The 23,581-nt window shown below is 57.8% G+C and carries 37 protein-coding genes; 10 read left to right on the top strand and 27 right to left on the bottom strand.

What is annotated here, in order from left to right; genetic code table 11:
* Positions 1 to 66: 66 nt before the first annotated feature.
* Genes CAG11_RS31570 through CAG11_RS31540 form a run of 8 tightly spaced genes read right to left on the bottom strand, consistent with a single transcriptional unit; the run spans position 67 to position 4,670 of the window.
* Positions 67 to 483 (bottom strand): phage tail terminator-like protein, encoded by a 417-nt coding sequence (locus tag CAG11_RS31570; RefSeq protein ID WP_085600432.1) that lies wholly within the window; start codon positions 481 to 483, stop codon positions 67 to 69.
* Positions 480 to 1,133 carry a hypothetical protein gene (locus CAG11_RS31565; RefSeq protein ID WP_085600430.1) on the bottom strand — a complete coding sequence of 218 codons (654 nt, stop codon included), beginning with the start codon at positions 1,131 to 1,133 and terminating at the stop codon, positions 480 to 482. Before CAG11_RS31565 ends, CAG11_RS31570 begins: the two co-directional genes overlap by 4 nt.
* Entirely contained in the window at positions 1,130 to 1,501 is a 372-nt protein-coding gene (locus CAG11_RS31560) for a hypothetical protein (protein ID WP_085600428.1), read from the bottom strand. The genes CAG11_RS31565 and CAG11_RS31560 overlap by 4 nt, the downstream gene beginning before the upstream one ends.
* A 49-nt stretch (positions 1,502 to 1,550) precedes the next feature.
* The gene (locus CAG11_RS33710) at positions 1,551 to 1,724 is read right to left on the bottom strand and encodes a hypothetical protein (protein ID WP_158091453.1); all 174 of its coding nucleotides are present in this window, start codon (positions 1,722 to 1,724) and stop codon (positions 1,551 to 1,553) included.
* A 38-nt stretch (positions 1,725 to 1,762) separates the two neighbouring features.
* On the bottom strand, positions 1,763 to 2,266 hold the full coding sequence (locus tag CAG11_RS31555) for a DnaT-like ssDNA-binding protein (protein ID WP_085600426.1): 504 nt from the start codon (positions 2,264 to 2,266) through the stop codon (positions 1,763 to 1,765).
* Between the two features lie 59 nt (positions 2,267 to 2,325).
* Entirely contained in the window at positions 2,326 to 2,943 is a 618-nt protein-coding gene (locus CAG11_RS31550; protein ID WP_085600424.1) for a hypothetical protein, read from the bottom strand.
* Positions 2,944 to 2,994: 51 nt separating this feature from the next.
* Positions 2,995 to 3,942, bottom strand: a complete 948-nt coding sequence (locus CAG11_RS31545; protein ID WP_085600422.1) for a major capsid protein — start codon at positions 3,940 to 3,942, stop codon at positions 2,995 to 2,997.
* Between the two features lie 11 nt (positions 3,943 to 3,953).
* Complete coding sequence (locus tag CAG11_RS31540; RefSeq protein WP_085600420.1) at positions 3,954 to 4,670, bottom strand: hypothetical protein; 717 nt, start codon at positions 4,668 to 4,670, stop codon at positions 3,954 to 3,956.
* A gap of 113 nt (positions 4,671 to 4,783) precedes the next feature.
* Here CAG11_RS31540 and CAG11_RS31535 point away from each other — a divergent pair, with 113 nt between their 5' ends.
* Entirely contained in the window at positions 4,784 to 5,248 is a 465-nt protein-coding gene (locus CAG11_RS31535) for a hypothetical protein (RefSeq protein WP_085600418.1), read from the top strand.
* Between the two features lie 7 nt (positions 5,249 to 5,255).
* On the opposite strand, the gene CAG11_RS31530 is transcribed toward CAG11_RS31535, so the two are convergent.
* The 19 genes from CAG11_RS31530 to CAG11_RS31445 form a co-directional block, all read right to left on the bottom strand.
* The gene (locus CAG11_RS31530) at positions 5,256 to 6,341 is read right to left on the bottom strand and encodes a minor capsid protein (RefSeq protein WP_085600416.1); all 1,086 of its coding nucleotides are present in this window, start codon (positions 6,339 to 6,341) and stop codon (positions 5,256 to 5,258) included.
* Positions 6,316 to 7,779 carry a DUF4055 domain-containing protein gene (locus tag CAG11_RS31525; RefSeq protein WP_085600414.1) on the bottom strand — a complete coding sequence of 488 codons (1,464 nt, stop codon included), beginning with the start codon at positions 7,777 to 7,779 and terminating at the stop codon, positions 6,316 to 6,318. The genes CAG11_RS31530 and CAG11_RS31525 overlap by 26 nt, the downstream gene beginning before the upstream one ends.
* On the bottom strand, positions 7,776 to 9,263 hold the full coding sequence (locus CAG11_RS31520) for a terminase (protein ID WP_085600412.1): 1,488 nt from the start codon (positions 9,261 to 9,263) through the stop codon (positions 7,776 to 7,778). The genes CAG11_RS31525 and CAG11_RS31520 overlap by 4 nt, the downstream gene beginning before the upstream one ends.
* 3 nt (positions 9,264 to 9,266) lie before the next feature.
* On the bottom strand, positions 9,267 to 9,866 hold the full coding sequence (locus CAG11_RS31515) for a hypothetical protein (protein ID WP_085600410.1): 600 nt from the start codon (positions 9,864 to 9,866) through the stop codon (positions 9,267 to 9,269).
* A gap of 60 nt (positions 9,867 to 9,926) precedes the next feature.
* Positions 9,927 to 10,115, bottom strand: coding sequence for a DUF2158 domain-containing protein (locus CAG11_RS31510; protein WP_085600408.1), 189 nt, complete (start codon positions 10,113 to 10,115; stop codon positions 9,927 to 9,929).
* A 67-nt stretch (positions 10,116 to 10,182) separates the two neighbouring features.
* A complete protein-coding gene (locus tag CAG11_RS31505; RefSeq protein WP_085600406.1) occupies positions 10,183 to 10,371 on the bottom strand; it encodes a hypothetical protein in 189 nt (62 codons plus the stop codon).
* Complete coding sequence (locus CAG11_RS31500; protein ID WP_085600404.1) at positions 10,371 to 10,601, bottom strand: hypothetical protein; 231 nt, start codon at positions 10,599 to 10,601, stop codon at positions 10,371 to 10,373. Before CAG11_RS31500 ends, CAG11_RS31505 begins: the two co-directional genes overlap by 1 nt.
* Before the next feature lie 54 nt (positions 10,602 to 10,655).
* A complete protein-coding gene (locus CAG11_RS31495; RefSeq protein WP_011062053.1) occupies positions 10,656 to 10,979 on the bottom strand; it encodes a phage holin, lambda family in 324 nt (107 codons plus the stop codon).
* An 88-nt stretch (positions 10,980 to 11,067) separates the two neighbouring features.
* Positions 11,068 to 11,256, bottom strand: a complete 189-nt coding sequence (locus tag CAG11_RS31490) for a hypothetical protein (protein WP_085600402.1) — start codon at positions 11,254 to 11,256, stop codon at positions 11,068 to 11,070.
* A gap of 196 nt (positions 11,257 to 11,452) precedes the next feature.
* Complete coding sequence (locus CAG11_RS31485; RefSeq protein ID WP_085600400.1) at positions 11,453 to 12,148, bottom strand: hypothetical protein; 696 nt, start codon at positions 12,146 to 12,148, stop codon at positions 11,453 to 11,455.
* Complete coding sequence (locus CAG11_RS31480; RefSeq protein WP_085600398.1) at positions 12,145 to 12,756, bottom strand: recombination protein NinG; 612 nt, start codon at positions 12,754 to 12,756, stop codon at positions 12,145 to 12,147. The genes CAG11_RS31485 and CAG11_RS31480 overlap by 4 nt, the downstream gene beginning before the upstream one ends.
* The gene (locus tag CAG11_RS31475) at positions 12,753 to 13,268 is read right to left on the bottom strand and encodes a hypothetical protein (protein WP_085600396.1); all 516 of its coding nucleotides are present in this window, start codon (positions 13,266 to 13,268) and stop codon (positions 12,753 to 12,755) included. The genes CAG11_RS31480 and CAG11_RS31475 overlap by 4 nt, the downstream gene beginning before the upstream one ends.
* On the bottom strand, positions 13,265 to 14,047 hold the full coding sequence (locus CAG11_RS31470; RefSeq protein ID WP_085600394.1) for a hypothetical protein: 783 nt from the start codon (positions 14,045 to 14,047) through the stop codon (positions 13,265 to 13,267). The genes CAG11_RS31475 and CAG11_RS31470 overlap by 4 nt, the downstream gene beginning before the upstream one ends.
* Positions 14,037 to 14,939: a helix-turn-helix domain-containing protein gene (locus CAG11_RS31465; RefSeq protein WP_085600457.1), complete on the bottom strand. Its 903-nt coding sequence runs from the start codon at positions 14,937 to 14,939 to the stop codon at positions 14,037 to 14,039. The genes CAG11_RS31470 and CAG11_RS31465 overlap by 11 nt, the downstream gene beginning before the upstream one ends.
* The gene (locus tag CAG11_RS31460) at positions 14,936 to 15,730 is read right to left on the bottom strand and encodes a Rha family transcriptional regulator (RefSeq protein ID WP_085600392.1); all 795 of its coding nucleotides are present in this window, start codon (positions 15,728 to 15,730) and stop codon (positions 14,936 to 14,938) included. Before CAG11_RS31460 ends, CAG11_RS31465 begins: the two co-directional genes overlap by 4 nt.
* Positions 15,731 to 15,732: 2 nt before the next feature.
* On the bottom strand, positions 15,733 to 16,185 hold the full coding sequence (locus CAG11_RS33515; protein WP_143494846.1) for a hypothetical protein: 453 nt from the start codon (positions 16,183 to 16,185) through the stop codon (positions 15,733 to 15,735).
* Positions 16,175 to 16,579, bottom strand: a complete 405-nt coding sequence (locus tag CAG11_RS33510) for a hypothetical protein (RefSeq protein WP_143038261.1) — start codon at positions 16,577 to 16,579, stop codon at positions 16,175 to 16,177. The genes CAG11_RS33515 and CAG11_RS33510 overlap by 11 nt, the downstream gene beginning before the upstream one ends.
* A gap of 2 nt (positions 16,580 to 16,581) precedes the next feature.
* Entirely contained in the window at positions 16,582 to 17,004 is a 423-nt protein-coding gene (locus tag CAG11_RS31450) for a phage regulatory CII family protein (RefSeq protein ID WP_085600388.1), read from the bottom strand.
* 81 nt (positions 17,005 to 17,085) lie between these two features.
* A complete protein-coding gene (locus tag CAG11_RS31445) occupies positions 17,086 to 17,289 on the bottom strand; it encodes a Cro/CI family transcriptional regulator (RefSeq protein ID WP_085600386.1) in 204 nt (67 codons plus the stop codon).
* 116 nt (positions 17,290 to 17,405) lie between these two features.
* Here CAG11_RS31445 and CAG11_RS31440 point away from each other — a divergent pair, with 116 nt between their 5' ends.
* The 9 genes from CAG11_RS31440 (at position 17,406) to CAG11_RS31395 (ending at position 23,495) form a co-directional block, all read left to right on the top strand.
* On the top strand, positions 17,406 to 18,194 hold the full coding sequence (locus CAG11_RS31440; RefSeq protein WP_085600455.1) for an XRE family transcriptional regulator: 789 nt from the start codon (positions 17,406 to 17,408) through the stop codon (positions 18,192 to 18,194).
* A 36-nt stretch (positions 18,195 to 18,230) separates the two neighbouring features.
* Positions 18,231 to 18,542 (top strand): hypothetical protein, encoded by a 312-nt coding sequence (locus CAG11_RS31435; RefSeq protein WP_085600384.1) that lies wholly within the window; start codon positions 18,231 to 18,233, stop codon positions 18,540 to 18,542.
* Positions 18,543 to 18,793: 251 nt separating this feature from the next.
* A complete protein-coding gene (locus CAG11_RS31425; protein ID WP_371857940.1) occupies positions 18,794 to 19,045 on the top strand; it encodes a hypothetical protein in 252 nt (83 codons plus the stop codon).
* A 112-nt stretch (positions 19,046 to 19,157) separates the two neighbouring features.
* Positions 19,158 to 20,162: a hypothetical protein gene (locus CAG11_RS31420; RefSeq protein ID WP_085600380.1), complete on the top strand. Its 1,005-nt coding sequence runs from the start codon at positions 19,158 to 19,160 to the stop codon at positions 20,160 to 20,162.
* 233 nt (positions 20,163 to 20,395) lie between these two features.
* Entirely contained in the window at positions 20,396 to 20,971 is a 576-nt protein-coding gene (locus CAG11_RS31415) for a hypothetical protein (RefSeq protein ID WP_085600378.1), read from the top strand.
* 440 nt (positions 20,972 to 21,411) lie between these two features.
* Positions 21,412 to 22,272: a ParB N-terminal domain-containing protein gene (locus CAG11_RS31410; protein WP_085600376.1), complete on the top strand. Its 861-nt coding sequence runs from the start codon at positions 21,412 to 21,414 to the stop codon at positions 22,270 to 22,272.
* Between the two features lie 406 nt (positions 22,273 to 22,678).
* Positions 22,679 to 23,110, top strand: coding sequence for a hypothetical protein (locus CAG11_RS31405; RefSeq protein WP_085600374.1), 432 nt, complete (start codon positions 22,679 to 22,681; stop codon positions 23,108 to 23,110).
* Positions 23,107 to 23,298 (top strand): hypothetical protein, encoded by a 192-nt coding sequence (locus CAG11_RS31400; RefSeq protein WP_085600372.1) that lies wholly within the window; start codon positions 23,107 to 23,109, stop codon positions 23,296 to 23,298. The genes CAG11_RS31405 and CAG11_RS31400 overlap by 4 nt, the downstream gene beginning before the upstream one ends.
* Positions 23,295 to 23,495 carry a hypothetical protein gene (locus tag CAG11_RS31395; RefSeq protein WP_085600370.1) on the top strand — a complete coding sequence of 67 codons (201 nt, stop codon included), beginning with the start codon at positions 23,295 to 23,297 and terminating at the stop codon, positions 23,493 to 23,495. The genes CAG11_RS31400 and CAG11_RS31395 overlap by 4 nt, the downstream gene beginning before the upstream one ends.
* Positions 23,496 to 23,581 lie beyond the last annotated feature (86 nt).

Raw genomic sequence — 23,581 nt, 5'->3', positions numbered from 1 at the left:
TTCCTCTCTTTAGAAATAACAAAACCCGCTCAGTGGCGGGTTCGTTGGGTTGCCCGATGGGCAGAATCAGTTGGTATCAGCTCGGTACTGGAATGACACAGGCACGGTGTAGGTTGTGTCTCCCTGAATGCCTGGGCCTTGGTCTGGAGGCGTCATGGTGACCACTGTCAGGCCGCCCTTCTCGTTCCGCTCGTACAGCGGAAACAGTGCGCCGATCTCGTCAGCCAGGCCGCCGGCCGGACCGCGGTACTTGCCCGATGGAGCCACCACGCTGGCCTGAAAAACACCGGTGTACAGCCGGTGGTCGCCGCCCAGGGTGTTGCTCGCCGTGTCAGCTGGCAGTGTGTAGGCACGGAGGTAGGTTTCTCCGTCCTTCGGCATGTAGGCCTCGTTCTCAACGACCACTTTCAGTGGTGTTGTTCTAGCCTCCGCCCAGGCGATAACCCTGGCCTCGAAGATCGAGGCAATGACGTTGTGGCTCATACCTGGTTATTCCTGATGGCTTCATCGACGATCTGCTGGAACCTGGCGAGCGTGATTCGAACCATGCCGCCGGGGGCCTGTTGCGAATGTCCGTATTCAAGCGGCACCGCATAAGGCAGGTTGTTCACGATGTAGGCTGTCTGGCCAGCGGTCAGCGACTGCACCTGGGTACGCAGAACCGCGATGGTGACATTGCCGGATGGGTCGATCTGATCCAGTACACCTTCAGCCGGCGTATCGATCGAGAACTGCCAGTTCCCCCGGAAGCGGCCACCGACATAGTCCTTGCCGGCGACCAGGCCGTTCACGTTGAAGTTCTGCTCACGCTCGGTTTTGGTCAGAGGCTTGGCGTACTTCACGCCGCGGCGCAGCTTGCCAGCCTTGGTGAAGTTGCTTTCGTTCAGGTTGATCAGCGTGTTGCGCACCGAAACCTTGAAGTCGTAGTCGTCGGCTGCGCGCGTATTGGTCGCACGGTGCGCCACGTTGGCCGCCCAGATCTCCGGATTGCCCACCGGTGACATGCGAATCACGCTGCTGCCGATCTCGATCACGAGCTCGCGGAAGGTGGCATCAATGCCGGCCTGGGCCTGCTCGGCGAACTGGCGGATGTTCTCGGCGAAGCTGCCATTCCTGCCCGCGTACCGGTTCATGACCGCACCTGCAGTTCGTACAGAATCGGCGTACCGGCGGGATTGATCTCTTTCAGCGGCGGAACGATGGACCAAATCCGCCCCTGAATGACCACCTTGTTCAGCAGATCTGGCGCCCACTCCAGCCCTTGTGCGGCAACCTTGAGCTTCTTGTCGCCCTGCTTGATGAGGCTGTTGCTCTGGAACTCCAGGCCTGTGAAATCGAGCAGGATGCCCTGGGCGGTTTGCTCAGTGACGGTGTCAGGCCCGGCCGACCCGGTTTCAGGGTCGTACTCGCCAGGCTTGATATCGCGGATGATCACGGGCTGGCCGAACTCTGTGATCATCTCCAGAGCCATCACGGCCATTTCGTCGTAGAAGCTGGCCATGGTGGCTCCAAAAATAAAAAACCCAGCACGATGGCTGGGTCTGTGTCAGTTACTTCTCAGGAAGGGGTGCCGGATACTTCTGCTTAAAAAGCTTTGTCATTTCATCCGCGTAAACGCCAGCCTTTTCGGCTGCATAATTTTCCGCTATCCAACTAGCCCGCCCAGCCAGCAGTCCAGACAATGCCTGACCTGCGAAATACTTCCATGCTTCAACTTCGTTCATAAGTGTTACTCCCTTTTTGATTAAATTCTAAGCTGGCATCAGGCACGAACTGCAAACAGGCCGCGGTTTTGAAGATAGTCCGCGAACTGAGTAGAACTCGGCCGATTCGGCGCTGCCGGTAACAATCGGTCACTGGTGTTCGGGATAGCGGCGTACTCTCGAGTAACCGCCCCTTCAACTCGCTCCAGGGTTACCGCGCCTTTACGCTTCTCGATCGGATCGATATCGTCCTGATGAATTTCCGCAGCTAACGCCATCTGGCCGTACTGGATCCGCGCCGGCAGGTAGTTGTCAGACTTAAGTTCATGATCCAACAACACTTCCCGGCGCGGCCAAGCCAGAGCTTGCTCGCCGCAGGTCTTGCGCCCTTTCCACTTCATACCATCCATCGCTAAGGCGGCCCGACGCAGTAGCGCTTCCTGCGCAAGCATTTCCCCAGGGATGGCAACACCAAACTTCACGGCGTACATGACCAGGTCTTCCGCAGATGCGTAGCTTTCGGCATCAGGCTTTCCCGTGCCGTTCTCGATGATGAGCGTCATGCGTCGACTCGCTGGAGTGGTGTGAAAAATGGCTGCCAGATCACTGGCAACCAGTATTATCAGGCCTTTGGCAGATCAGCGCTGAGCCTTTCAAGTGAATCTTTCGAGGCGTTAACGCGATACTGCACCTTCGCTGCATCGAGACGCGCCTTCAGCTCCGCAATCTCTTTGGCTTCACGAGCCTCATCAGTTTCTGCATCATGCTTGGCTGCTTGAGCTAACAGATCGTCAACTTGCTTCTGCAGCAGGCAGGCCTTTTCGATTTCGCCGTCGCGCTCAAGCTGCAGGCTGGCGATGCCAGCATTGACCGATTCGAGAATCTCGAACAGGCGGCCAGCGGTTTCACCCAGTTCGCCCTCAGGCCTCTCCAGGCGCTGCGCAACGAAAGACTCGACGATCAACGCAACCGACTTTAGATCGCTACGGATGCCGCTGATCTCGGCGTGAAGTGCTTCATCACGACCGGTGCCTGCAGCGCATTGTTGCGGCGCTGCTTTCTGCAGTTCAATGATGGATACCTCAACACCCTCTCCTTCGTATGCATCCACCACCCTGGGCCAATCGCCGACCACCACGACCTTCACCGCGCCGGGCTCCACTCGATCGAAATGCTCAGGGTTGCGATAGCGCTTATCGGGATCGAAGTCCGTGGTTTGCGCAGAGTAAGTCAGTTCCATGGGTATCTCCAAAGCGGCTCAAGACGAACCGCTTGCTGAGGAAGGCGCTGATTAAGGCGCGGACAGATCGATCAGAACGCCGGCAGTGACCTTGTCGCTGGTGGCGTATTTGGTCCAGTTGGCACCGGCGCCGATCGCGGCGAGGTTCGGGTTTACGCCACCGGTGGCGTCCTTCCAGCTGTAGCCGAGCAGGTCCAGGTTAAAGGTGCCCTCAGCGCGGAAGCCCATCGCCAGGTTTTCCTGGGTGTTGATCGGGTACGAGCGGAAGCCAGGGGCCTGGGACTCGGTGATTTTGATTGCACCAGCCTGCAGGCCGAAGATGGTCTCGGTCGGGATGACGTCCGACACCAGAACCGGCTTGCCCATGGTGCCGGGCTGGCCACCGTAGATGACCACGCCGGCTTCTTCGTAAACCTTTTCGGTGATGGCCTGGTCGACCATGTCGAAGTAGGTCGCCGAGTCCATGGTCCACAGCGCGATACGGCCAAACCGATCACCGAACTTGCGCATACCCTTGGTCAGCGCCTTCTTGCCGTCAGTGGCAAAGCTGGCCTTGGTTACCATATTGGGGTTGGCACCGATGGAAGCCTTCAGCGCGGCCATGGCGTACTGGATGTAGCCTTCCAGCACTGCATCGGCGTAGTCCTGACCCACCAGCTCGGAGAACTCCTCAGGCGACCGCGCACGACGCTTGAAGGCCTCTTCGGTGGTCTCGTAAGGACCGTACTTGAAAGGCACCTTCACGCCGACCATTTCGCCGGAGCCGATCTTCTGACCAGCAACCGCAGCGGTCGAGTTCACGTCACGGTGAGCAATGGAGCCGCCGAGCTTGTAGAAAGCGCGCTTGCGCAGGTCGCCTTCGATCAATTCGTTGTCCAGCACCAGAGCGCCGTTGGAAGAAGAGTTGAAGATGTCGATCACATCCTGGATGCGCTCCAGGTAGGCGGTTTGGGCAAGATCGTTGTAGACGATCATGTCCGAGGTGACGGTAGTCGCCATGGGTTACTCCATTATTTGGGCAATTTCAGGTAGGCGTCCTGGCCGTTTGCAGTGATGAACTCACGCTTGGCGACTGAGGACATTTCGGATCGTTTCAGAGCGGCCCCACCGCTATTTCCTGCACCGCCGGCCCCGCCGCCAGATGCCTTGCTGCCTGCGATCAGAGGACCGAACGCAGGGTCTTTCGTGAATTCATTCTTCAGCTCTTCCAACGTGGTTGCGGAGAGCTTGCCGGCTTGATCCAGTACTACGACGGTAGGCTTGCCGTCGCGCTGCTCGACGCTCAAGCGGCGTTCGATATGGGGAAGCAGTGCCTTAGCGCTGCCTGGGATAGCCAGGGTTGTTGCAATCTCGGTAGCGGTACGCCCTACGGTCAGATCCCGGATCTGGCCTTGCAGGGTGTTGCGCTCTGACTCCAGCTGACCGGCCAGCTCTGCCTCACGTCGGCTGTACTTCTCGGACCAGGACTTCTCGAGCTCTTCGACGTTGCCAGACTTGCGCAGCGCTTCTTCGCGCTCCAGACGAGCCTGCTCTTCAGCAGCCTTGCGCTTGTCGGCCTCGGCCTTCTTCTCGGCCAGCAGCTCTTCAACCTTCGACTTCAGGCCGGATACGTCTTCTGGTTGAGGCAACCCTTCAATGCCCAGGACGTACTTGCCGTCCTTCTCGGTGTAAAAAGCGCGCACGGATTCGTCTACCCCTTCCAGGGTATCCAGTTGGAATTTCAGCATTGGTTGTCTCCCAGAGACGTAGGTGCAGGCCCTGCCTGCATGTTAGAAATAAATCTTTTATTTATCTACATTGTAGACTACAGTGTAAAAACACAAACACGGAGCGCATCACTATGAAAGCAGTGCAGTTCATTCACAACGAAGCCGGCGAAGCTGAGTACGCAGTCATGCCTATCGCTCATTACAGAAAACTGATTGCTGAGGACTTCGACTCCTCCGTCAAAGCGCCACACCCTCTTCTCACCCAAGACAAAATCGCAATAAAACTTCCATATGGCGGGGCGGGTACCTGCCTGGTGGTGGAAGACTTGATCAACTACCTGAAGAATCACGAGATCGCTCATCTGGCGATTAACCAGCGCGCTCAGACCCTAGACAAGTATCCAGAGGATCAGCAAATGACACTTGATCCGATCATTCGTCGTGAGTTTCTGGCTGAAGGCTCCCCTTATCGCAACACCATGCAGGCTTCTGCCGAGGTCGTTGATGCGCTTGTATCTACCGGCCGTTTTCGCCGCGCAAAAAAGCGCTATGCCTTCTTCAATCGGGCAGTAAATGCCCTCGAGCTTACCGATTGAGTGCGGGCTATATTCCAGCTTTCTGGAACGCCAGAGGCTCGAGAGCCTTCATCTGCACCAGGGTCAGAGGTGAAAAGCTCCGATCAAGCTGCAGCTCTGCAAAGCGCTCCACGCTTAGGCCACCCTCGCGGAATAACCTGGCGCGCTTAGGGCCAATCGCCCTGTCTTGGAATGCTGCCGGCTGCTGCTTGAGCCACTCGTAGTAGCTGAGGTCCGCTCTCACCTGCTGCGGTCCGTCATCCCCGATAGAGGCGCGCGTAGCGCCATCGGCGAACAGCGCGCTGAACCGGGTCACCGCCACCACCGTCGAGCGACAGTTGATGTGGATCGGTGGCCTGGGCCCTTCCGTCAGCTTGAACCGACGTTTATCGAGCGTCCGACACTGGGGCGTGGTCTTCGAATCCAGCGTGCTGACCCACTCCACCGACTGGACAACTTCGGAGTTCTCTTTCAGCGTCTCCATGCGCGCCTGGGTGGCAACGTGCTGCACTGCCGTTCGCACAATGGCGCCGGCGTTGCGGTTGGTCGTGGCCAGGATGCCGTCGTTGTAGTTGAGTGCCTTGGTACCGCGGATGTTCTTAATGATCTGGAAGTTGGTCTGGCCTTCGAAGAAGCCCTGCCGGATCGCGCCTGTGAGGCGTTGCCGCTCGGTGGCCGTGAAGCCATCAATGAACGACTTCAACAGCTTCCCACCATCCACGCCGCGCACACTGAGCGGATTGGAGAGGATCGCGGTCCTGATCGCCGCAGCGCCCGGGACAGCAGCCTCAAAGGACACACCCACCGGCGCCGCACGGGTCAGGCTTGTAGCTTCGAACTGTGCCTCATAATTGGCGATGTCGACCAGATCCAGGTTCAGCTTCTCGCTGTACCGATCAAAGATGCCCAGCAGCAGGCTATCGACCTCCTGCAGCAGCACCTCAAGGCGCCGCGTGGTGTACTCAGTAAGGTCCGCGCGCGCCAGGCGGTCACGGATCGACCTATCGATCTCCTTGAGGAAGGGGCCGAACTTCTCGACCTCCCCCGACTTCAGCTGCTCGAGGAACACAGCGTGCCGGATAGTGGCATCAAGGATCGCTTGGTTTGCCGCCATTACCAGCCCCTCCGATCAGGTCATCCAGTTGCGGGCCCACTTCAGCAGTCTGCAGCTCATCCCGGATCTCGTCGTCGGTCTTCTCCGGATCGATGACGCCGCGGTCGCGTAGGTATTGCCAGAAGTCAGCTTCAGGCAGCCGACCACCCTGCACCGCGTTGAACAACGCAGAAAGGATCGCGGGGTCGAGGCTGATCTGCGTGAAGTCCTGGTTCAGCTTGTAGAGCGATTCGCCGGCGACGTTCAGAAACTCGCCCATCCATTCCAGGCACTGCGAATAGGCCTCGCTGACATTGCTCACAATCAAGGACAGCACGCTATGCTCAGCGGCACTGTCGTTGTCGGCCTGGGTGGCGGTCTTCACCGCACTTCCGCGTTCGATCAGCCTGGCGCCGAGGGCGATCAACTGATCCTCCTTGGTGTCCATGGCTTCCTTGATCATGGTGTTGGCCTGGGCCTGGAGAATGCCGGCAGTGCCGTTCTGAGGCAGAGGCAGAATGGCCCGGGAACCGAAGTAGATCCCCTTCTCCTCCAGCATCTTCACCCACTGCTCACTGAGGCCTGCCATGTAAACCTGGGGCTGGCCCATCAGGTAAGCCGCATCCTCGTAGTCAGCGCTGTTGCGGTAGTGCGCGATGTTGATCTCGGCCATGTCGTACAACGGAGAGTCATCGATGCTCGCGTCGTTGTTCTCGCTTCCCAAGAACTGGAAGGGGATCACCCTCCACCGCTGGCCTGCGCCGTTCAACGGGGTGAAAGGAGCTATGACCATAGAGGTCTGACCAGAGCCCTCTTCCCACACCTCCTGGGTGTAGTTTCCGTCCGCATCCAGACGCAGCACGCGATACTGGGTTACCTGCTTGCTACCGAAACCATCATCAGTGTCGACATCGACCTTCTCCTCCAGCACCACCAGGCTCAGCAGGTGCTGGCCACCTACCTTGCGAGTCTTCCAGTTCTTGATCGCTTCCGTCGGGTAGCTGCTGATCGTCGAACGGACACGGCCAGACGCCATATCGGCAACACTCACGGCCTGTCCATCAACTTGCGGGTAGTCCACCAGCAGCCCGTGACGCCCCACCTCAAGCAGGTGCCCAATCACTGACTGGGACTGCTGATAGATGCTCACGCCCTGCCCATCGACATCCTTGGCCACGTAGTCGAGCGCGCCCGGGACTGTCAGCGTCGGCCAAGTACGGAATACGGCGCCCACCAGGCTGTGCTTGGTCCGCCCGGTGGCGTTGTAGAACACCGCACGCTGCTTGTAGCCAACGTAGCGTTCCTGGTTCTCCCTGCTCATATCGTGAGCATTAGGCCGCGGCAGATATCGCTCGCCGGCGGCCTTGATGGTTTCTGAGCCCTTGCAGACATCGCGCACCAGGCGCCAACGGTTTCTCGCCGCGTCGTACTCTGGGCGGGTGAAGGTGACGTCTGTCATCGGGCAAATCCCATGTTCAGTGAGGTGGCCGGCTTCCGCGCACTTTTCGCCACGGCGAAATAGCGGAAGCCGTCAGAACCGTGTGAGGTCCAGTCGTGAAGCGGCTTGTCTTTCCAGCAGCCGCGCTTGTCATCCCATTCTTTGCGGTAGTTCTCGAGGCAGCCTAGGCCTTCCTCGCACTTCGACTCATCGAACACGCAGTGCGGAAGAATCTCCCGGACCTGCTCAATGCCGTCGTTGACGCCAAGCTTTGGGACAACCTCGAAGGTCATGCTGTATTTCTCGCCGTCGATGTCGTAGCCCTCCCGGGCCAGCTCTCGGCGGGTCTTGGCGTCGCTGCCGAACTCGCGGTTATCGATATCGTGCGGGCCCCAGTGCTCCGAGTAGGTGTAGCCCTTATCCTTCAGCACCTTCATGTAGTGCCGCAGGCCCTCGCCTGAGTTCTCGTAGTAGTCGATGACGTGGTACTGGTCGCCAACCTTGCGCACAAACCAGATGGCCGTGGAGTCGCCGACGCCGATGTCCCAGAAGGTCATCACCGGCAAGTGGCTGTTGTCTGGTATCGAGCCGATGCGCTGAGCGGCATACAACTTTGTGAACTGCTGGGCGTAGTAGGCGCCCTCGATCGACTGCTGGAAGGCTTCGGCCGGGATCGACGGGTATTCCCGCTTCATGTCGTCGCCAAGGGTCTTCTCCTTGGCGCTGTACCAGGCGCGCTGGCCTGGGTTTGTGACGATGCCGTGCTTGGCCGCCAGCTCGTCGAAATACTTGGTCAGACGATCCGGGATCGTGACGTCGGCCGGGTCGAGCCAGTAAAGCGGATTACGCCACCAACTGAAAAAGAAGAACTTCCAATCCAGCAGGCCCAGGGGCACACCGGCCAGTTGCTGCTTCTCGGCAGACTGGCTGTAGTCGAAGAAGTATCCGGCCCGGCCTTCAGCCGTCGATTCGATGGTGACGAAGCACTCAGCGGCCACGGCCTCGAAAGCACCGGTGACGATCTCGCGGGCCTTGTGCGGGAACTTGGCGCAGATTTTCCCGAACTCGGACACGTGCAGATAGCGCAGCGTGCCGCCCCGGAAGGAGGTCGAGACGTAAAGCGACCCACCCTTGCTGAACACCAGCTCACCCGCGGCATCGTTGCGCGCAGGGTTGGCGGCGCGAATCTCTTTCGGCAGGTTGTCGTAGGCGTACTTCACCTTTTCCCGGAACAGGCGCTTGGCGTCGTTCAGGGTGTGGGCGATCAAGGCGCACTTGGCGGCCTCAAACAGCGCGGCGTCCAACTGGACGATGCAGACCAGCGTGGTGAAGCCCAACTGCCGAGCCTTGAGGATGATGTTCCGGGTGTGCATTCCTTGGAAGTAATCGACCTGCTCCTGCGTCATGCGGAAGCGGACCTTCTTGCCCTGCTTGTCCGTGATGAAGTAGAGGTTGTTCAGGCGCCAAAATCGATCCCGGAGCAGTTTCATATACTCGGGCTTCATGGGTCAGGCTTCCTTCGATAATTCATCCATCAGCTTGGACAGTTCGTCCGCTTCGTCCTTCTTCTCCTTCTCATCCAGGCCGAATGCCTGACGCTCGAGCACCTGGAGGTTCTTCATAGCCGAGGACAGCTGGAAAAGGGTTTTGGCGTTGCTGGGCAGGGCTACCGCTGCGAGCATCGAGCTACGGCGAAAGCCACTCTCATCATCGGCAGTCTCTTCAGCGATGGCGCCCTCGATCTCCTCGCGGCGCTTGATCGTGGTGAGCAGGTCATCCATCAGAAGGTTCGCAATGTTCGTGGCCCTGCGAATATCACGGCGGTGGCTGCGAACCACCTGCGCACCTTCCTCCGCAGCCTCCTCGATGATTTCTGCGTCAAGTTCGCGGTTCGCGCCTTGGTCGTTGCGAACTTCACCGCGAACCAGCTTGCTGCGAACCTCTTTTCGCACTTGGTCAGAAAGGTCCCTCGCCCATCCAAGGGTCTTGGCCTTCTTTCTGATTGCGGTGTCGCTCACGCCTTGGCGCTCAGCGATAGTTCTGATGGAAAGCGCACCGGCCCGGTAGGCTCGTTCGATCGCCTCCCAGTCGGGTTGCTTGGTTGTCATGATCTCTCCAGATACGAAAAAGCCTCGCTTTATGCGAGGCCCTCTATTTCTTTGCTGGCATCAAGCCAAGGTCAAAACCTCAACATCAAATACCTTTTCTTTAACTTCGCTTTTCTCAAACCACACGCATTTCGCACCGTTTTCAGGACCTGTGCCCCACTGACCGGCATAATTACCAACATCCTCTACGGTCATCTGTGGTCCACCGCTTTTAAGCTGAACCACTGCACCCTTCACGATATCCGACATCTCGTAGCTCCTTGAATGGTTGAATTGCCATCATCGGCCGGGGGAAATGTCATTTCAATTGCACAGGTCAATCAACCATGACTTGAGTTTGTAACAAGGCGTGACCCTGCAGTTCTGCGACGATCAGACCCTGAGGCAGTCCGGCAGCCTTGGCGGCGTCGATGGCCTTGGCGATCGCGCTATCCAGATCGGTCAGCGCTTTGTTGACGTCCTGGCTCAACGGAAGCGCATGGCGTAGGCGGGTTCCGTCGCCCATCAGCTGAAAGGATCAGCAGGCCTGGCGATCGAGCGCACGAACCACATGAAGCCTTGCTGCAGGTTGGTCTTGGCCAGGGCCAGCAGCCGCGGATCAACGCCTTCGATCTGGCCGATCTGCTTGAACAGCTCGCCGGCGTCGGCCTCCAGGGCCTTGATGGAGTTCATCCCGTCGATCTCGCACTGGGTGAGGTCGCGGTAGCCGGTGATCTTCTTGTGCTGGTTGTCCATGGTGACTCCTAAGGTTGTCGCGCCACGATTTGGCGCATTCGAAAACGTGGCGCGTCAGCCTTCAGCCTTGCGGCTCATGAAGCGATCGGAGTAGTCCCTGAGCTTCTCCACCCCTACAAATCCGACCATGCAGCCAGCGAAGGTGGCCAGGTTGGCCGGGAGCGTGAAGTACTCAAGCAGGGGGATAAGGCTAGAGCCGATCAGACCGCAGATGACAGCTTCCAACACCATCTTGCGACCACTACCACCGCCATAGATCACTCGGAAAACGGCAACAATGGCAGCCGTGCCACCTGCATAGATCTGTGGCTGATGCACAGCAAACCATGCCAGCGCTGCCGCCCAAAGATCGGGGTTCTTTTCTGGCATGTTGGACATACTCGATTCCTCCCTTTCGGGGAGCGCAAATGAAAAAGCCCAGCACTATGGCTGGGCTCTGATAAAAGTTGTGGCTGGGAACACTTAATTAGTCGTCGCCCGGCTTTCTGACATTGCGATTACGTTCGGGCTTGAGTTCTTTCTGCTTCAGAAGCTCAATCTCGTCCTTCGCTAGCGCCTCGCTTGAGAAAGGAATGGGGTACAGCTCCCCATCCACATACACGTTCCAGATCTCAAAACCATCAATCGTATTCTTCTTCCAAGTGTAAATAGCCATTGCATCTCCTTTGTTCAGAGTCAACGAATACCACTCAGAACGATGAGTCGCAATTAATGCCGGATACATGTTGATAAAACAGCACAAACAAAAAGCCCGACTCAATGGCCGGGCTTTTGCGGTCACTCCTCAACACGCGCAGGAATGACAGGATGGGATTAATTTCGCTCATCCGCTCACTGGTGTCAATAGGCAATCACGCAGCCTGCTCAATGAGCAGCCCTTCTGCCTCAAGGATTTCACCGGCGAAGGCCAGGGCCTCATTGACCAGGTCGTCTGCATCCTTGTGAATCGAAAGCCTCCAACGGCGCCGGGTGGACTCCGGGGTACCGTCGTTATCCCAGGTGTTCATGTCGTAGAAGCTGTCTTTCAACACGATCATGTCGGCGGATCGGGTTTCGTCCTTCTTCGCCTTGGCTTGGCCGGCCGCCACTGCCGCCTTCACCATCGACTCGCGACGCCACGCCGGGGCATCAAGCGGGATCTCGACCGACACGGACGACGCCACCTTCTGCCGCGCCCCCTTGAGTTGGGGGATGGCCCATGCGGTGGTCGCCTTGAATAGGAACAGCTTCGGTGCCGGGGTGCTGATCAGAGCCTGCAGCGCCGAGATGGCTTGCACCTTCCGCCCTTTGTGGGTGCTGTATTTTGCCACAAGCGCATTCCAGTGTTTCGGCTCCAGGCCATGGTGCAGCCTGGCTGATACCCAGCAATCCACCTGGGTGCGGTCGATGGTTTCGGCACCGCGGGAGCGGACCAAGGTAGCCAAGTCGCCGCCCTCTTCCTCATCGGCCGAGTTGTACAGCTTCTGCCATGCCTGCTTGCTGGTGTTGTCGATGGCTTCGGCGGCGAGGGCCGAAACAACTGCGCTTAGAACGCCTGGGTAGATCATGCTGCAGCCCTCTTCAGTTCTTTGATCTTTTCGCGGTATTCGGCCTTGATAGCCTTGATCTCTTCGGTGGTGTGCTTGCATGCAGGATGCGGCCCTTCCAGCCACTCCAGTTTCTCGGCGCCGATTCGCTGCAGGAGCGAAAGCCGGTAGTTCACCAAGTTGCCGGACAGATGCGTGTTGCACGGGGCGCACTGCTTCCAGACGTTCAAGGGTTCGAAGCGAATTTCTGGGTTCGCGCCTACAGTGCGGTAGTGGCCGGCGTGGTACTGGCCGTCGTGGTGCCGCCCGCAGCTGACGCAAGGCAGGTCAGCGTCGCGCAGACGCACCCATTCGTTGAACACGGCCTGGGCTTCTCGCAGGTGATCCGCCCTGGTCTTCAGCTTCTCCTTGCGGACCTTGATCTCGCGGCGACCTACTTCGGCCAAGGCCTTCCCGGCGATTGCGCGCCCCCTCTCCGACTGCCCATAAGCAATGGCGCACTTGATCTCTCCGCATACGACTTGGCCATTCCGCGCAGGTACGAACATCATCCGGCACTCTGGACAGCGCTTGCGACGCTGGCCGGCGGACGTGAGCGGGGTTTTGCGCTTTAGTGGGGTGCGCTTCACGCGGCCTCCTTGAATGCTTCGAACTCAGCCATTTCGGTCAAGCGCTCTTCCGTGAGCGTCGGCCAGTCGTGCAGCACCAGGTACGCGCAGCACTGGCGCCAGAAGTCTTGGAACACCTCCTCTCCCATTGAGTCGTAGGAAAGGCTGCGCGGCGTCTTGCGGGTGAGCTGACCCAGGCCGGGGATGTCGAACAGCTCCTCGTCGCAGTACACGCCCGACTCCAGTTGCAGAGCCTTGATCGCGTCGTGGGACTGCTTGCCAGAGAAGCGGTCGATGTTCTGGCTCAGCACCCGGCCCAGGCCATGGACCAAGCCGTTGAATCGTGGGTTGCGCGGCTGCTTCAGCTCGGCGCGGACCTTCGTATTGATTCGAAAATCCCGCTCGCGAAGGATTGACCGGTCGGCGTCGGAGGACGGCACGAACGCGGCAACTTCCTTGCCAGTGGCAGGATCTACCAGGCGGCGCAGAACCAGGTACACGGGCATTGGGCGGGGCTTGGCTGGCTTGGTCATTGTGCCGCCCTCTTCGCTTCCAGTTCCTGCGCCTGCTTGATCAGCAGGGCCCGGCGATCAGCCAACTCATTTGCCGCTGCAATCCGTATCTCGTCCTTCTGCTCTGCGCTGGCTTTGCGCATGTCCAGCATCGAGCTTTTCACGAGCTCCAGTTTCTGGCGAAGCGCCGGCTCCGGCCGGGTGACTGTGCCAGTGAGCAAACCCGCGATAGCCCGACCATCCTCGGTGATCGGCTCGACACTCAGGTCCGCCAGGTACTTCTGCGCGTGTTCGCGCGGGATGCGTTTCAGCTCCATCGCTTTGGTCACAGCCTGGATGCGACGGCTGGCGTCGAAGCCTACAGATACATGCCAGTTGACTGGCTTCGCATCCTCGCGGGCCTGATTCACGAACCGCTGGTAGGCGTCGATGAACCCCATACGTGCGCCGATTTTGTCGCCGCCATCCAAGATGGGTTTCGCCGCGGCCAGGGCCAGCTGGATTTCGTCGGTCAGCACCACCGTTTCAAATTCGTCGTTGGTGGTCATGGCGATGGCCCAAGCCTCGTCCTTTCCCGGGCGCCCATCAGCCGACTGGGCATGCTTCAGGATCGATGCAACCGTGAGGCGGCCGCCCTCGATACGGCAGCTGCGAAGCGCTGCGGTAAGCACAGGCTCGGTGTATTCGCGCAGGTCCTCGACCATTAGCAGTGCTGCAGCCTGGGTGAGCTGCTGCCCCATCACCTCAGCAGTGGCAAACAGGGACAAGAGCAATTGGTCTTGCTGGGCGTCATTCAGCATGAGTTGCGGCCCTCCTGGCTCGAAGCGCTTCGAGGGCCTGCTCGGCAGCGCTGAAGTTGGTTTGAGTCTGCTCGATCTGCCGTGCCGTGGTCCCGTTCATTTGGCGATTGGTGGCCCACTGGGTGTGGTAAGCCTCGGCCTTGGCCAGCAGGTCGCCGATGCTGTGCATGTTCGAAACGACCCGAGCATCGTTGATAGTCAGGAAGTACGCAGCGACATGGTGTGCTACCTCGATACCAAGGCGGTCGATAACCTGGCCCAGTTGCCCGGCGACCTTGGCGTTCCATACCGGCCATGCGCCGTGGCGCTTGCGGTAAGCCATGGCGTAGTTGGCCCAGGCCTTGAAGGTTTTGCAGGACTGGTCTTTAGGGCCCGGCATATCCGCAGGGATTGCACAGCGCGGTTGTTGAGGGGCGAACGGGACAACCTGACCCATCGCGGCCTTGGCGGCAGCCTGGGGCGCAACTGGTTCAATGACCGGTTCATTGACTGATTCAGAAGAGTGACTGGTTCTGGGTGCAGCTTCTGCACTACCCCCTGGTGCAGGAGATTCACTAGGGGGTGAACCTGCTGCATTACCCTGGTGAATCTGCTGCACTACCCCTGGTGCAGGAGGTGCACCACCATCTAGGGTCAGGAAGTAGACGTTTGACGAGTTGCCCTTAGGGCCGCCCTTCCGAACTTCCTTGCGAAGCAAGCCAGCCTCGCACAAGGCGGTGATGTGGTTCATGACAGAGCGCTTGCTGATCTCGCACTGGTCGGCGATATGCTGATAGGACGGCCAGCACTCCCCCATGTCGCTGGCGTTGTCAGCCAGCTTTATCAGCACCAGCTTGCGCAATGGATTGCCGACGCGAATCTTCATCGCGGCGACCATAAGGCCCATGCTCACGCGGCACCTCGCAAGGCCTTGTCGTGAGTGAATTGCCCATCCCAGGTTTTCTTCATGGGCAGCTCACCGGCCAGGTACAGGTCGTACAGGCGCACTGCGCCCTTCTTGAGCAAGACTGGCGTGAAAGAAATGAAGGCTTCTTTGCCGTGGGGAGTGACTTCGTGCTGGTGCTCGGTCATGTACTTGTCGCGGGCGTAGGAAGCCACGCGAAGGCGCAGGCCGGACTTGCTCTCGTTGTAGAGCCAGCTCCGACTCTCCAGGTACTTGCCCACCTGCATCACGTTGACCCCATTGAGGCCCTTGCAGAACTGGGTGTGGGTCATACCTTCCTTGAACAGGTTCTCCAGGGAGTGGATCTTGGTAGCCTGGGCTTCGACCTGGACACTCAGCTGCAAGCGCGCCTGCTCGGCTTCGAAGGCCAGCTGGATCAGGTCCATGCGGGAGAGCTCGCGGGGCTGGGCGACCTGGAACTCCAGCTCACGCCAGCGCTTGATGACTGCCATGCGCATCGCGGCGCTGTAGCCGGTAAGCAGGCAGTCGGTGTGCGCACGGTCCAGCAGATATTCGGTCTGCTGACGATTCATGCCGTCCAGATAGATGCGCGCAAAACTGCTCACATCTTCCCGCAGATCTTTCGCCATGACCTGGATATCGCGCTTCACGTCCGGATGACGTTTTCCGGTCAGATCGGCAATTTCGCGGGACGACATAGTCCGCGCCACGTTTTCAGATTGCGAAAAACGTGGCGCGATATTGGTGGGGGTATTGCTTGAGTGGGATTGGCTCTGCATAATCAGCTCCAGATCGTTTTGATTTGCAGTACGAAGAACCACCCGGCCAGGTGGTTTTTTTTCGCCTGCGATTTGGTGTTGCGGGTGAATTGGGTGTCCGGCGCATCCGTAATAGCTTTCTGCATCCACACAAGAAGGCCTGGGAGGCCGGACATATGAAATTGGATAGAGCGCTTCAGAAGCGGATTCTTGAGGCGGCAGCTGAGGCGTACCCGTTCCCTGCCCCGCATGGCCTGTACTTCGATCTTGGCGCGGCGGAGACAAAGGAGAGGGTCGATGCAAATCTCTGCTACCTGGCGGAGCACGGCCTCATCAAAAAATGCATTGAACTCACTGGTGATGGATTTGCCCTCCATACCAACAACGGTATTCAGTGCACGAAGTCCGGAATGGACTTTCTCGCCGATGACGGAGGGCTTAGCGCAGTCCTTGGAGTGGTCACGATCAAGATTCATGAGGACACCCTTCGCGAGCTTCTAGAAAGGAAAATCCTTGAGAGCGATGCGCCGCCAGAAGAGAAGAGCCGCCTTGTTCAAAGTCTGAAAGGACTCTCTGCCGAGGCCATAAAACACCTGACATTGAAATTATTGGATGAGGGGGTTGGGCGTCTGCCGGCAACAGTTGCGCTAATTGGTACGTACCTTCAGCAAGTCCTTCAGTGACATTGGTAGTAGCCAACTCGAACTTGGCATAGCCCATTTTCGAGCGTTGACCACCATCCTCTCCCCACAGCTCCAACCAGAACTCAGGTAGGGTCAATCCGGTAATTGAGGGGATGATTTCCGTGCTCGCAGGACTACGCCGGCCTGCAATGGAAACCTGCACGACCTGGCTTTGGGTGATTTTCATCACTACGCCGCCTTCACCGACGCATCCATCACGTCGAGGCTTTGGCGGACGTGCTGGATCTCTTGGCGGATCTGAGACTTCTCGAAAGCACTGACGTGGTTGTCGTCCAGGGCTTCATGTACCGCGATGGTCAGTTCAGCCACTTCCTTGCCAACGCTGATCAGTGATTTGGTCAGGGCCTGCGGCTCTGGCACGGCACGAGCCACCAGGTCAAAGCCAAACTCACTGGCCAGTGAGGCCAGCGGCCGCATGTCCCCGGTGTGCAGCAAGATCCCGAACAAATGCTCAACGGTCAGGTGGTGTGCATCGTTGTCTGGATTGGCGCGCTGCAGCAGGCTCACATGTGGAACCCCCATTTTGGCGGCCAAGGTCTTCGCCTCGTTGTCCAATACAGCGCTCTGGCAGGACCGCAGAAAATCTTCCATTCGTAAAACCTCAACTTTGTTTCCGTAGCGCCCTGCCAGGGCTTGGGCGATCATTTGTTTAGGCAGTCAGGGATCCCTGCTTCAGGCGGCTGTGCGCTTGGGGCGCGCAGGGATCGGGCGAATCTCGTTCGCCTCAACATGCCCATCTTCATAAAGGGTGATTTCGATACTTCTTCCAGCTCGCACCATTTGCGAGATCGCGCTCTGGTTCACGCCGAGAGCAGCAGCAAGCGCGGCTTGGGTGCCGTGCTCTTCTAGGTATTTGCTCAAAGGGATCTTTTTCATGGGCTTTCCACGGCTTGATATCTGCCATGAATAGTAGCAGTGCTTCTTTTTATCAGCAAGACAATACTAGCAGCGCTGTTTGCGAAAATATCAGTTCTGCTAATATTCTTGTTTCCATGAAATTACGTCGCCCCCTTACCCCTGAAGAAGTCGCCGAAAGCGCCAAGCTGAAGGCCATTTACGAGCAACGGAAATCCGCTGCGAAAGCTGCCGGGCGCAGCCTGACGCAGGCGGATGTTGCTGAGGCATGTGGATGGTCTGGGCAGAGTGCATTCAGCCAGTACGCTACCGGGAAGGTGCCTCTGAATGTGGAGGCACTACTAAAGCTCGCAAAGGCGCTGAACTTCAACGCCAGCGAGGTCAGCTCCCGACTGATCTCTACCGTTGCGAATGTTCAGCAAGAGCGCATCCAGCCCGATGTAAAACTGGGCACTATTGAGACCTGGGATGACGCGACACCGCTCGATGATGATGAGGTCTACGTCCCTTTCCTGCGCGAAGTAGAGCTGGCGGCCGGCTCCGGTCGATTCGTGATCGAGGAAAGCGACACCGCCAAACTGCGCTTCTTCAAGAGCGACCTGCGTCGCAACAACGTGCAGTTCAGCAACGCCAAGTGCGTTATCGCCCGCGGCAACAGCATGTTCCCAGTGCTGCGCGATGGCGCCACGGTCGGCGTGAACACCGGAAAGAACTCGCTTGGCGATATCGTCGATGGCGACCTCTACGCAATCAACCACAATGGCCAGCTGCGTGTGAAGCAGGTGTACCGCCTGCCCACCGGCTTGCGCCTGCGCAGCTTCAACCGTGACGAGCACCCGGACGAGGACTACACATTCGCAGAGGTCCAGGAGCAGCAAATTTCGATCTTGGGCCATGTGTTCTGGTGGGGAATGTTTGCTCGCTGACAGCTAATCGAAACCAAGATAAATGGAATGGACTCCATGAAAAAGCTTGTAGTTGCTGGAATCATCGCTCTGGCTGCAATAGCCATTTATACCCAGATAACGGTTTTCATCGTACCGCCAATAGGTGCAGTGCCCGAGGGTCGCACGGTGGTAATGCTCCGCCTGAACAAGACCAATTTTGTAGACAGCCCAGACTCTATGTGCGAGCGCATCCAAGGTGGGGTGAGCTTGCTGTGTCGCGGGATGACAATGGCCGCAGTCGTTGAGAAAACCAAGATCATCGCCCGCCTGCCCTACTCAGATTGGCTTTATCTGCTATCTACAGGCGGCAAGCGGTACGATCGATGACTCAACTCATTGCGTAACCCAGGTGAAAATCTGATGGAGCTCCTAGAGTTCATAGGCAACCTTTTCAGCGGGCTGAGCAATTACCAGCCTTATGAAAAACCTCGCCGCGTCTTCACGCGTGGGTTTGTAGCATTCTGTGTGATGGTTGTCGTGCTTGAGCTGATGACGTTGAGCCATTTCTATGGGCAACCTGGCTGGTGCCTGGAGCTGTGTAGGGAAACTTGAGCGGGCGCGTGGCCTGGCGTGGCGGAATGCTGCGGAGGTTTTATGGGGCTCACCAAACCGAACCAGGAACCGCGCCGCCACCTGAAGAGGCTGCAGCCCTGCTCAAATGGTCGGGTGTCGACATCATGCAGGTGGCTACCCGCCTTTCTGAGGCAGGGCTTGAGGATGATGCGCAGAAGCTGATGAAGATCGCCCTCTCCTTCCAGGAAGCCGAGGACAAGCTAACGGGGTATACAGGCGAGGTGAAGGCGGGAAGGATTACGCGAGAGGGGCGCTGAGTGATCAAGCGCTACATAGCCGCACAGGTGCGGACTGATTAATCCCATTTCGATGAGAGCGAGGCTCGAACGCCTCGCGAAACCAACCATAAGAGCTGTGTAAGGATACAAAATGGCTGAAGGTATCTCGATAAAAAGTGAAGCAGATGCCTTCGAGGCTATCGAGCTTTTTCTAAAAGGCGCTAAATTTCCCGGCGGGATTGAGCTGGAAGGATGGCCAAAGCTAAAGGTTCGTCTGATAGGGGAGAAGTTCGAGTCAAGCATCACGCCAACCGTGATGAAGTCATTCATCGAATTGCAAAATCTCGTCTACAAATCCTATGCCATAGCTCAGTATGATACCGAGGACACCCGCAAGCTTTCCAAGGAGGAGCGCGATGAGCTCGAGATTGAGGTCAGGGTCGAGGAAGGATCATCTATTTTTGAGGTCGATTTTCAGGCCGTACTGCTCAAATTTGCCGAAAAGGCAGCTGAAACCATGTCTCCAGAACTAATCGCTGTAACTGTCTTGGGGCTGGGTGTTCTGTGGGCAGGAAAAACATCATTTTCCAGCTATCTGAACTATCGCAAAGACGTTCGGATGGCAGAGGTGAAAAGTGAAGAGCAGCGGGAAATGCTCTCTACAATAAAAGAAAACTCTAAAGAGGAAACGGAGCGAACTCGGCTTTTGACCCAGTTGCTTGTTAAGCAACCAGCCCTGGAAGCGATAAGTCGTCAGACCTATGATGCTCGCACAGAAATGCTCAAAGGCTTTGCATCTGCTGACCAGGCAACTGTAAGCGATGTCACAGTATCTCAAGAAATCGCTCAAGAACTGGTCACCAGTGCACGGCGAAAAGCAGCCGAGAAACGCCTTGATGGATATTATCGAATCACTCGCGTCGACTCATCTAATCCGGATGAGTTCAAGGTCAAAGTCCGGCGCCATCGATCAGGGATAGAGTTTGAGGCTGTCGTAGAAGACTCAACTTTGGACTCCGAAAAAAAGGATGTGCTTCAGTATGCGGAATGGGAGAGAACCACCGTTTACCTCAGCATCAATGCCAAAGTGTTAGATAACGACATCAAGCAGGCTGTGGTGATTGGGGTGGAGCGCAAAGACCCACCAAAAGATTGAGATCTGCAAGCCCGGCACCAGCGCCGGGCTTCTTGTATCTGCCCTTCGTCGCGCCACCATTGAGCTGGCAATCCGCGTGATTGCACACTGGCTGCGCTGAAGGATCGGCGCCCCAGGTGATACAGAGAGCCCGCCATCAAGCGGGCTTTTTGCTGTCCGGCCCTCTCCGCCCCGCGAATGGTGGCCACGCACCGCGAATGGTAAGGTTCGGGGTCAATTATGGGAGGGATCCAATGAAAGGAATTGGGACGCTTACTCTGGTGGTGGGCATTTGCTGGGCTGTGTTCGCACTGAGCATGGACGTGTCTGTCGCTACTGGGTCTGGCGGCAGAGTGAACAATCTTGGGCTTATGGCTGATCGCCAGCTACATACTATTGTCGGAGGGATGATCGCCCTGGCAGGACTGATTATCTTGATGCTCGGCGGTAAAGGCTCAGCCCCGTCGACAACCACTGCAACTGATACACGGCCCTGCCCCGCCTGTGCGGAAACCATCAAGAATGCCGCTATTAAGTGCAGGCACTGCGGGGCTGATGTCGAAGCCGCAAAGGCTCCGCGCCTTAAAAATGGCTGGGTTGCCTCGACCAACTGCAAAGATGCAGAAGATCAGGAGCGCACCGATGCTGCCATCCAAGGCGCCGGACTTCCTTCAGTTCCGATGATGGGCTTTGCCATTGGAGCTGGCCCATTCGCGACCAAGGAAGAAGCCAAGCGTGCCCTGACTCTATTGCGTGATGGTCCCCGAATTTACAGCGAGATCATCTACAGAGACTCAGTCAGTGGGAAGTATCCACCGATCATTGACTGATCCAGCATCCTAAGCAAAGCCCGCCGAGTGCGGGTTTTTTTTCGACCAAAGAAAATATTATTAGCAGCGCTATTTACATAAAATAGCAGCGCTGCTACTTTTATTCGCAAGCCAACGCAACCCCGGCCCAGCAGCGAAAGCCGCGCCGCTCTTTAACAACCTGCGCCATTAACGATTACCCGGCGATTCGCCGGGAGGTCAGCCCTGGCCACACCTGTGGGGCGAGAGAAAGTCAGGTGAACAAAATCGCGCTGCCACTACTGGCGACCGGCGATCCGATAGCCCCGAAAGGCTACCAACGCGCAGAACTGCGACGGCGGACGAGGTGTTGACCGAACTGGCGAATGACCCGGTAGGAGGCGCGAGCAACACGGAAAGCATCACTGAGCAGCCTTCTCACGAGGGCTGCTTGGGATGACAACCACTTGGAAATAAATTGCATGGCCAAGTCTTTCAAGCAAATGATCAAAGATGGGGATCTGAAGCGCGCTGATGCGATGAAGGCCCGCCTGGAAGATCTCCACGAAGAGCCTGGTTTCAACCTTCGCGCTGAAGGTGAGGAACTGGAGGAAAGCATCAACGCCCTGGCGGAGTTCATCTTCGCTGGCGGCCAGATTCCGGCGCTTGAAGTCCGGCCTCGGGCTGAAGGTGGAATGTGGGTCGTCGATGGCCACCGTCGTCGCCGCGCTTACCTGAAGCTCGATCAAGCAGGCCGACTTCCGAGGATTCCAAACAAGGATGACCCAAAGCGCCTGGAGGCGTGGATCTCGATTGTTCCCTTCGAGGGCAACGACGCCGAACGAGTGGCCAGGGTCATCACCAGCCAGGAAGGAAAGAAGCTCTCCCCTCTTGAGCTGGCAGACGGCTACAAGCGACTCACCGCATTTGGTTGGACACCCGATCAGATCGCCAAGAAGGTTGGTAAGACCCGCCAGCACGTTGAGCAGGTGATGACGCTCGGCAACGCCAACACCGACGTCCAGCAGCTAGTTGCTTCGGGTCAGGTATCCGCGACTACAGCAGTCCAAGTAGTGCGCCAGCACGGCGAGGAAGCAGGCAAGGTGCTCGGCGGTGAACTGAAAAAGGCCAAGGCTACCGGCAAGTCAAAGGTAACGGCTGGATCGATGCGCGGACCAACGACTCCACGTCTGCGGCTTGAAGCCATCCGTACCGCAGCACAAGAGCTGATCAAAACCTTGCCTGAAGGCAGCCTTGAAAGCTCAGGGCCTGTCCTGAGCCTGCCTTCGGATCTTGTTCTGAAGCTGCACCAAGCGATTGCCGCTGCCAATCAGGGCGCCTAGCAAATCAATTGCGAAGCCCTCAATCACCCGGATAGAAAAATTGAATTCCCCATGAAGGGGTTCAGTCCACAACTATGAGCACAGTAAATCTGACGAGGTAACAGCAATGACTATCGAAGCAGAGACACTGGTTGAACTGACCGAGACCCTGAAGAGCAAAGGCATGGTTCTCCTGTCGGACGTGACGTTCATTCGCGCCCCATACCGGTACAACCACCGTTGGGTTTGCAGCGTAGAGTAACGCTCGCCACAATCACCAAAGCCACTCTGTCTGCCGGCACTGGGGCCCCTCCCCGCGCCGGCACCGTCGTACCTACTCCCTTACTCCAAGCACCCTCTGACTCCGCGCCCTAAGGCATCCAGCGGAGCGTATGACCGTGCTCGCTCCGTCTTCCTGGAGGCAATCATGTCAGCACTACGCAAGGCACAGTTCGAATACGACAACCGTTTGCCTCCACCTATCAGCGAAGACGATCTGGCCGAATCGGAATGGCTGGATGCAAACGCTGAACGCCTGCTGATGGGCTATGGGATGTTCTGGGGCTACCGGCATTCAGAGCACGGGGAAGTTACCCAGGCCGACTTTGCGAAGGCTGTGCAGGACCACCTGAACCAACGCCAGATCGACGGCGAGGACCAGAAGGACGCCTTCGGCCAACTGGTGATCAACGCCATGGGCGATCGCAGCGCGGGCTTGTTAACGGATCTGGCCGCATACCTGCTCGGCAAGAAATCTGCGTTGAAGGACATCGCGCTCGAACTTCTCAGGCCACACGCCGAGGCAGCCCTGGCATTTGAGCAGGAGCAAGAACGCCTACAGCAGGAGTGCGGATTTTGAGCCCGCACATCCTCATCGACCAGGCCATCGAGGGTGTTGCCGATCCCGACAGTGAGCCCGGCATCGATGTCCTGGTGCAAGGCCTGATCACTCGCCTCTTCACTGACGGGGCAATCACCACTGATGAATTCAACCACTACTGCAAGCGCTTGATGGACGTTTGTCAAAAGCGCAAGGAGGCAGAATGACCACATCGCCAGTCAAGTCGCTCATCGACGAGCAGTTGGAAGACATCACCGCCCATAACCTGCGCGATGCCTATAGCCTGGCCGAGCGCCGAGGTTTCTTCGGGCCGCCAGTTGAGCAGTACGCAGAGCCGGGTTACCGCGGCCGGGTGCTGCAGGTACTGCGCTTTCGAGTGGCCCAGTTGGAGCAGCGGCGATGAGTGGTGCCGGCGCGCACAAGCGCGGCCAGCAGTTGGCGATCCGCTGCGCAAAACTGAGGAGAGAAGGCCTTTCTCTGTCCGAGGTA

It is taken from the genome of Pseudomonas sp. B6(2017), assembly GCF_002112765.1.
GTDB lineage: Bacteria > Pseudomonadota > Gammaproteobacteria > Pseudomonadales > Pseudomonadaceae > Aquipseudomonas > Aquipseudomonas piscis.
The sequence above is the reverse complement of the archived record's forward strand: the minus strand, read 5'-3'. Positions and strand labels throughout refer to the sequence as shown.

Bases quoted from the DNA above. Each gene is read 5' to 3' on its own strand.
- CAG11_RS31570 (WP_085600432.1), bottom strand. From the start codon at position 483: ATGAGCCACAACGTCATTGCCTCGATCTTCGAGGCCAGGGTTATCGCC.
- CAG11_RS31565 (WP_085600430.1), bottom strand. From the start codon at position 1,133: ATGAACCGGTACGCGGGCAGGAATGGCAGCTTCGCCGAGAACATCCGC.
- CAG11_RS31560 (WP_085600428.1), bottom strand. From the start codon at position 1,501: ATGGCCAGCTTCTACGACGAAATGGCCGTGATGGCTCTGGAGATGATC.
- CAG11_RS33710 (WP_158091453.1), bottom strand. From the start codon at position 1,724: ATGAACGAAGTTGAAGCATGGAAGTATTTCGCAGGTCAGGCATTGTCT.
- CAG11_RS31555 (WP_085600426.1), bottom strand. From the start codon at position 2,266: ATGACGCTCATCATCGAGAACGGCACGGGAAAGCCTGATGCCGAAAGC.
- CAG11_RS31550 (WP_085600424.1), bottom strand. From the start codon at position 2,943: ATGGAACTGACTTACTCTGCGCAAACCACGGACTTCGATCCCGATAAG.
- CAG11_RS31545 (WP_085600422.1), bottom strand. From the start codon at position 3,942: ATGGCGACTACCGTCACCTCGGACATGATCGTCTACAACGATCTTGCC.
- CAG11_RS31540 (WP_085600420.1), bottom strand. From the start codon at position 4,670: ATGCTGAAATTCCAACTGGATACCCTGGAAGGGGTAGACGAATCCGTG.
- CAG11_RS31535 (WP_085600418.1), top strand. From the start codon at position 4,784: ATGAAAGCAGTGCAGTTCATTCACAACGAAGCCGGCGAAGCTGAGTAC.
- CAG11_RS31530 (WP_085600416.1), bottom strand. From the start codon at position 6,341: ATGGCGGCAAACCAAGCGATCCTTGATGCCACTATCCGGCACGCTGTG.
- CAG11_RS31525 (WP_085600414.1), bottom strand. From the start codon at position 7,779: ATGACAGACGTCACCTTCACCCGCCCAGAGTACGACGCGGCGAGAAAC.
- CAG11_RS31520 (WP_085600412.1), bottom strand. From the start codon at position 9,263: ATGAAGCCCGAGTATATGAAACTGCTCCGGGATCGATTTTGGCGCCTG.
- CAG11_RS31515 (WP_085600410.1), bottom strand. From the start codon at position 9,866: ATGACAACCAAGCAACCCGACTGGGAGGCGATCGAACGAGCCTACCGG.
- CAG11_RS31510 (WP_085600408.1), bottom strand. From the start codon at position 10,115: ATGTCGGATATCGTGAAGGGTGCAGTGGTTCAGCTTAAAAGCGGTGGA.
- CAG11_RS31505 (WP_085600406.1), bottom strand. From the start codon at position 10,371: ATGGGCGACGGAACCCGCCTACGCCATGCGCTTCCGTTGAGCCAGGAC.
- CAG11_RS31500 (WP_085600404.1), bottom strand. From the start codon at position 10,601: ATGGACAACCAGCACAAGAAGATCACCGGCTACCGCGACCTCACCCAG.
- CAG11_RS31495 (WP_011062053.1), bottom strand. From the start codon at position 10,979: ATGTCCAACATGCCAGAAAAGAACCCCGATCTTTGGGCGGCAGCGCTG.
- CAG11_RS31490 (WP_085600402.1), bottom strand. From the start codon at position 11,256: ATGGCTATTTACACTTGGAAGAAGAATACGATTGATGGTTTTGAGATC.
- CAG11_RS31485 (WP_085600400.1), bottom strand. From the start codon at position 12,148: ATGATCTACCCAGGCGTTCTAAGCGCAGTTGTTTCGGCCCTCGCCGCC.
- CAG11_RS31475 (WP_085600396.1), bottom strand. From the start codon at position 13,268: ATGACCAAGCCAGCCAAGCCCCGCCCAATGCCCGTGTACCTGGTTCTG.
- CAG11_RS31470 (WP_085600394.1), bottom strand. From the start codon at position 14,047: ATGCTGAATGACGCCCAGCAAGACCAATTGCTCTTGTCCCTGTTTGCC.
- CAG11_RS31460 (WP_085600392.1), bottom strand. From the start codon at position 15,730: ATGCAGAGCCAATCCCACTCAAGCAATACCCCCACCAATATCGCGCCA.
- CAG11_RS33515 (WP_143494846.1), bottom strand. From the start codon at position 16,185: ATGAATCTTGATCGTGACCACTCCAAGGACTGCGCTAAGCCCTCCGTC.
- CAG11_RS33510 (WP_143038261.1), bottom strand. From the start codon at position 16,579: ATGAAAATCACCCAAAGCCAGGTCGTGCAGGTTTCCATTGCAGGCCGG.
- CAG11_RS31450 (WP_085600388.1), bottom strand. From the start codon at position 17,004: ATGGAAGATTTTCTGCGGTCCTGCCAGAGCGCTGTATTGGACAACGAG.
- CAG11_RS31445 (WP_085600386.1), bottom strand. From the start codon at position 17,289: ATGAAAAAGATCCCTTTGAGCAAATACCTAGAAGAGCACGGCACCCAA.
- CAG11_RS31440 (WP_085600455.1), top strand. From the start codon at position 17,406: ATGAAATTACGTCGCCCCCTTACCCCTGAAGAAGTCGCCGAAAGCGCC.
- CAG11_RS31435 (WP_085600384.1), top strand. From the start codon at position 18,231: ATGAAAAAGCTTGTAGTTGCTGGAATCATCGCTCTGGCTGCAATAGCC.
- CAG11_RS31425 (WP_371857940.1), top strand. From the start codon at position 18,794: ATGCTGCGGAGGTTTTATGGGGCTCACCAAACCGAACCAGGAACCGCG.
- CAG11_RS31420 (WP_085600380.1), top strand. From the start codon at position 19,158: ATGGCTGAAGGTATCTCGATAAAAAGTGAAGCAGATGCCTTCGAGGCT.
- CAG11_RS31415 (WP_085600378.1), top strand. From the start codon at position 20,396: ATGAAAGGAATTGGGACGCTTACTCTGGTGGTGGGCATTTGCTGGGCT.
- CAG11_RS31410 (WP_085600376.1), top strand. From the start codon at position 21,412: ATGGCCAAGTCTTTCAAGCAAATGATCAAAGATGGGGATCTGAAGCGC.
- CAG11_RS31405 (WP_085600374.1), top strand. From the start codon at position 22,679: ATGTCAGCACTACGCAAGGCACAGTTCGAATACGACAACCGTTTGCCT.
- CAG11_RS31395 (WP_085600370.1), top strand. From the start codon at position 23,295: ATGACCACATCGCCAGTCAAGTCGCTCATCGACGAGCAGTTGGAAGAC.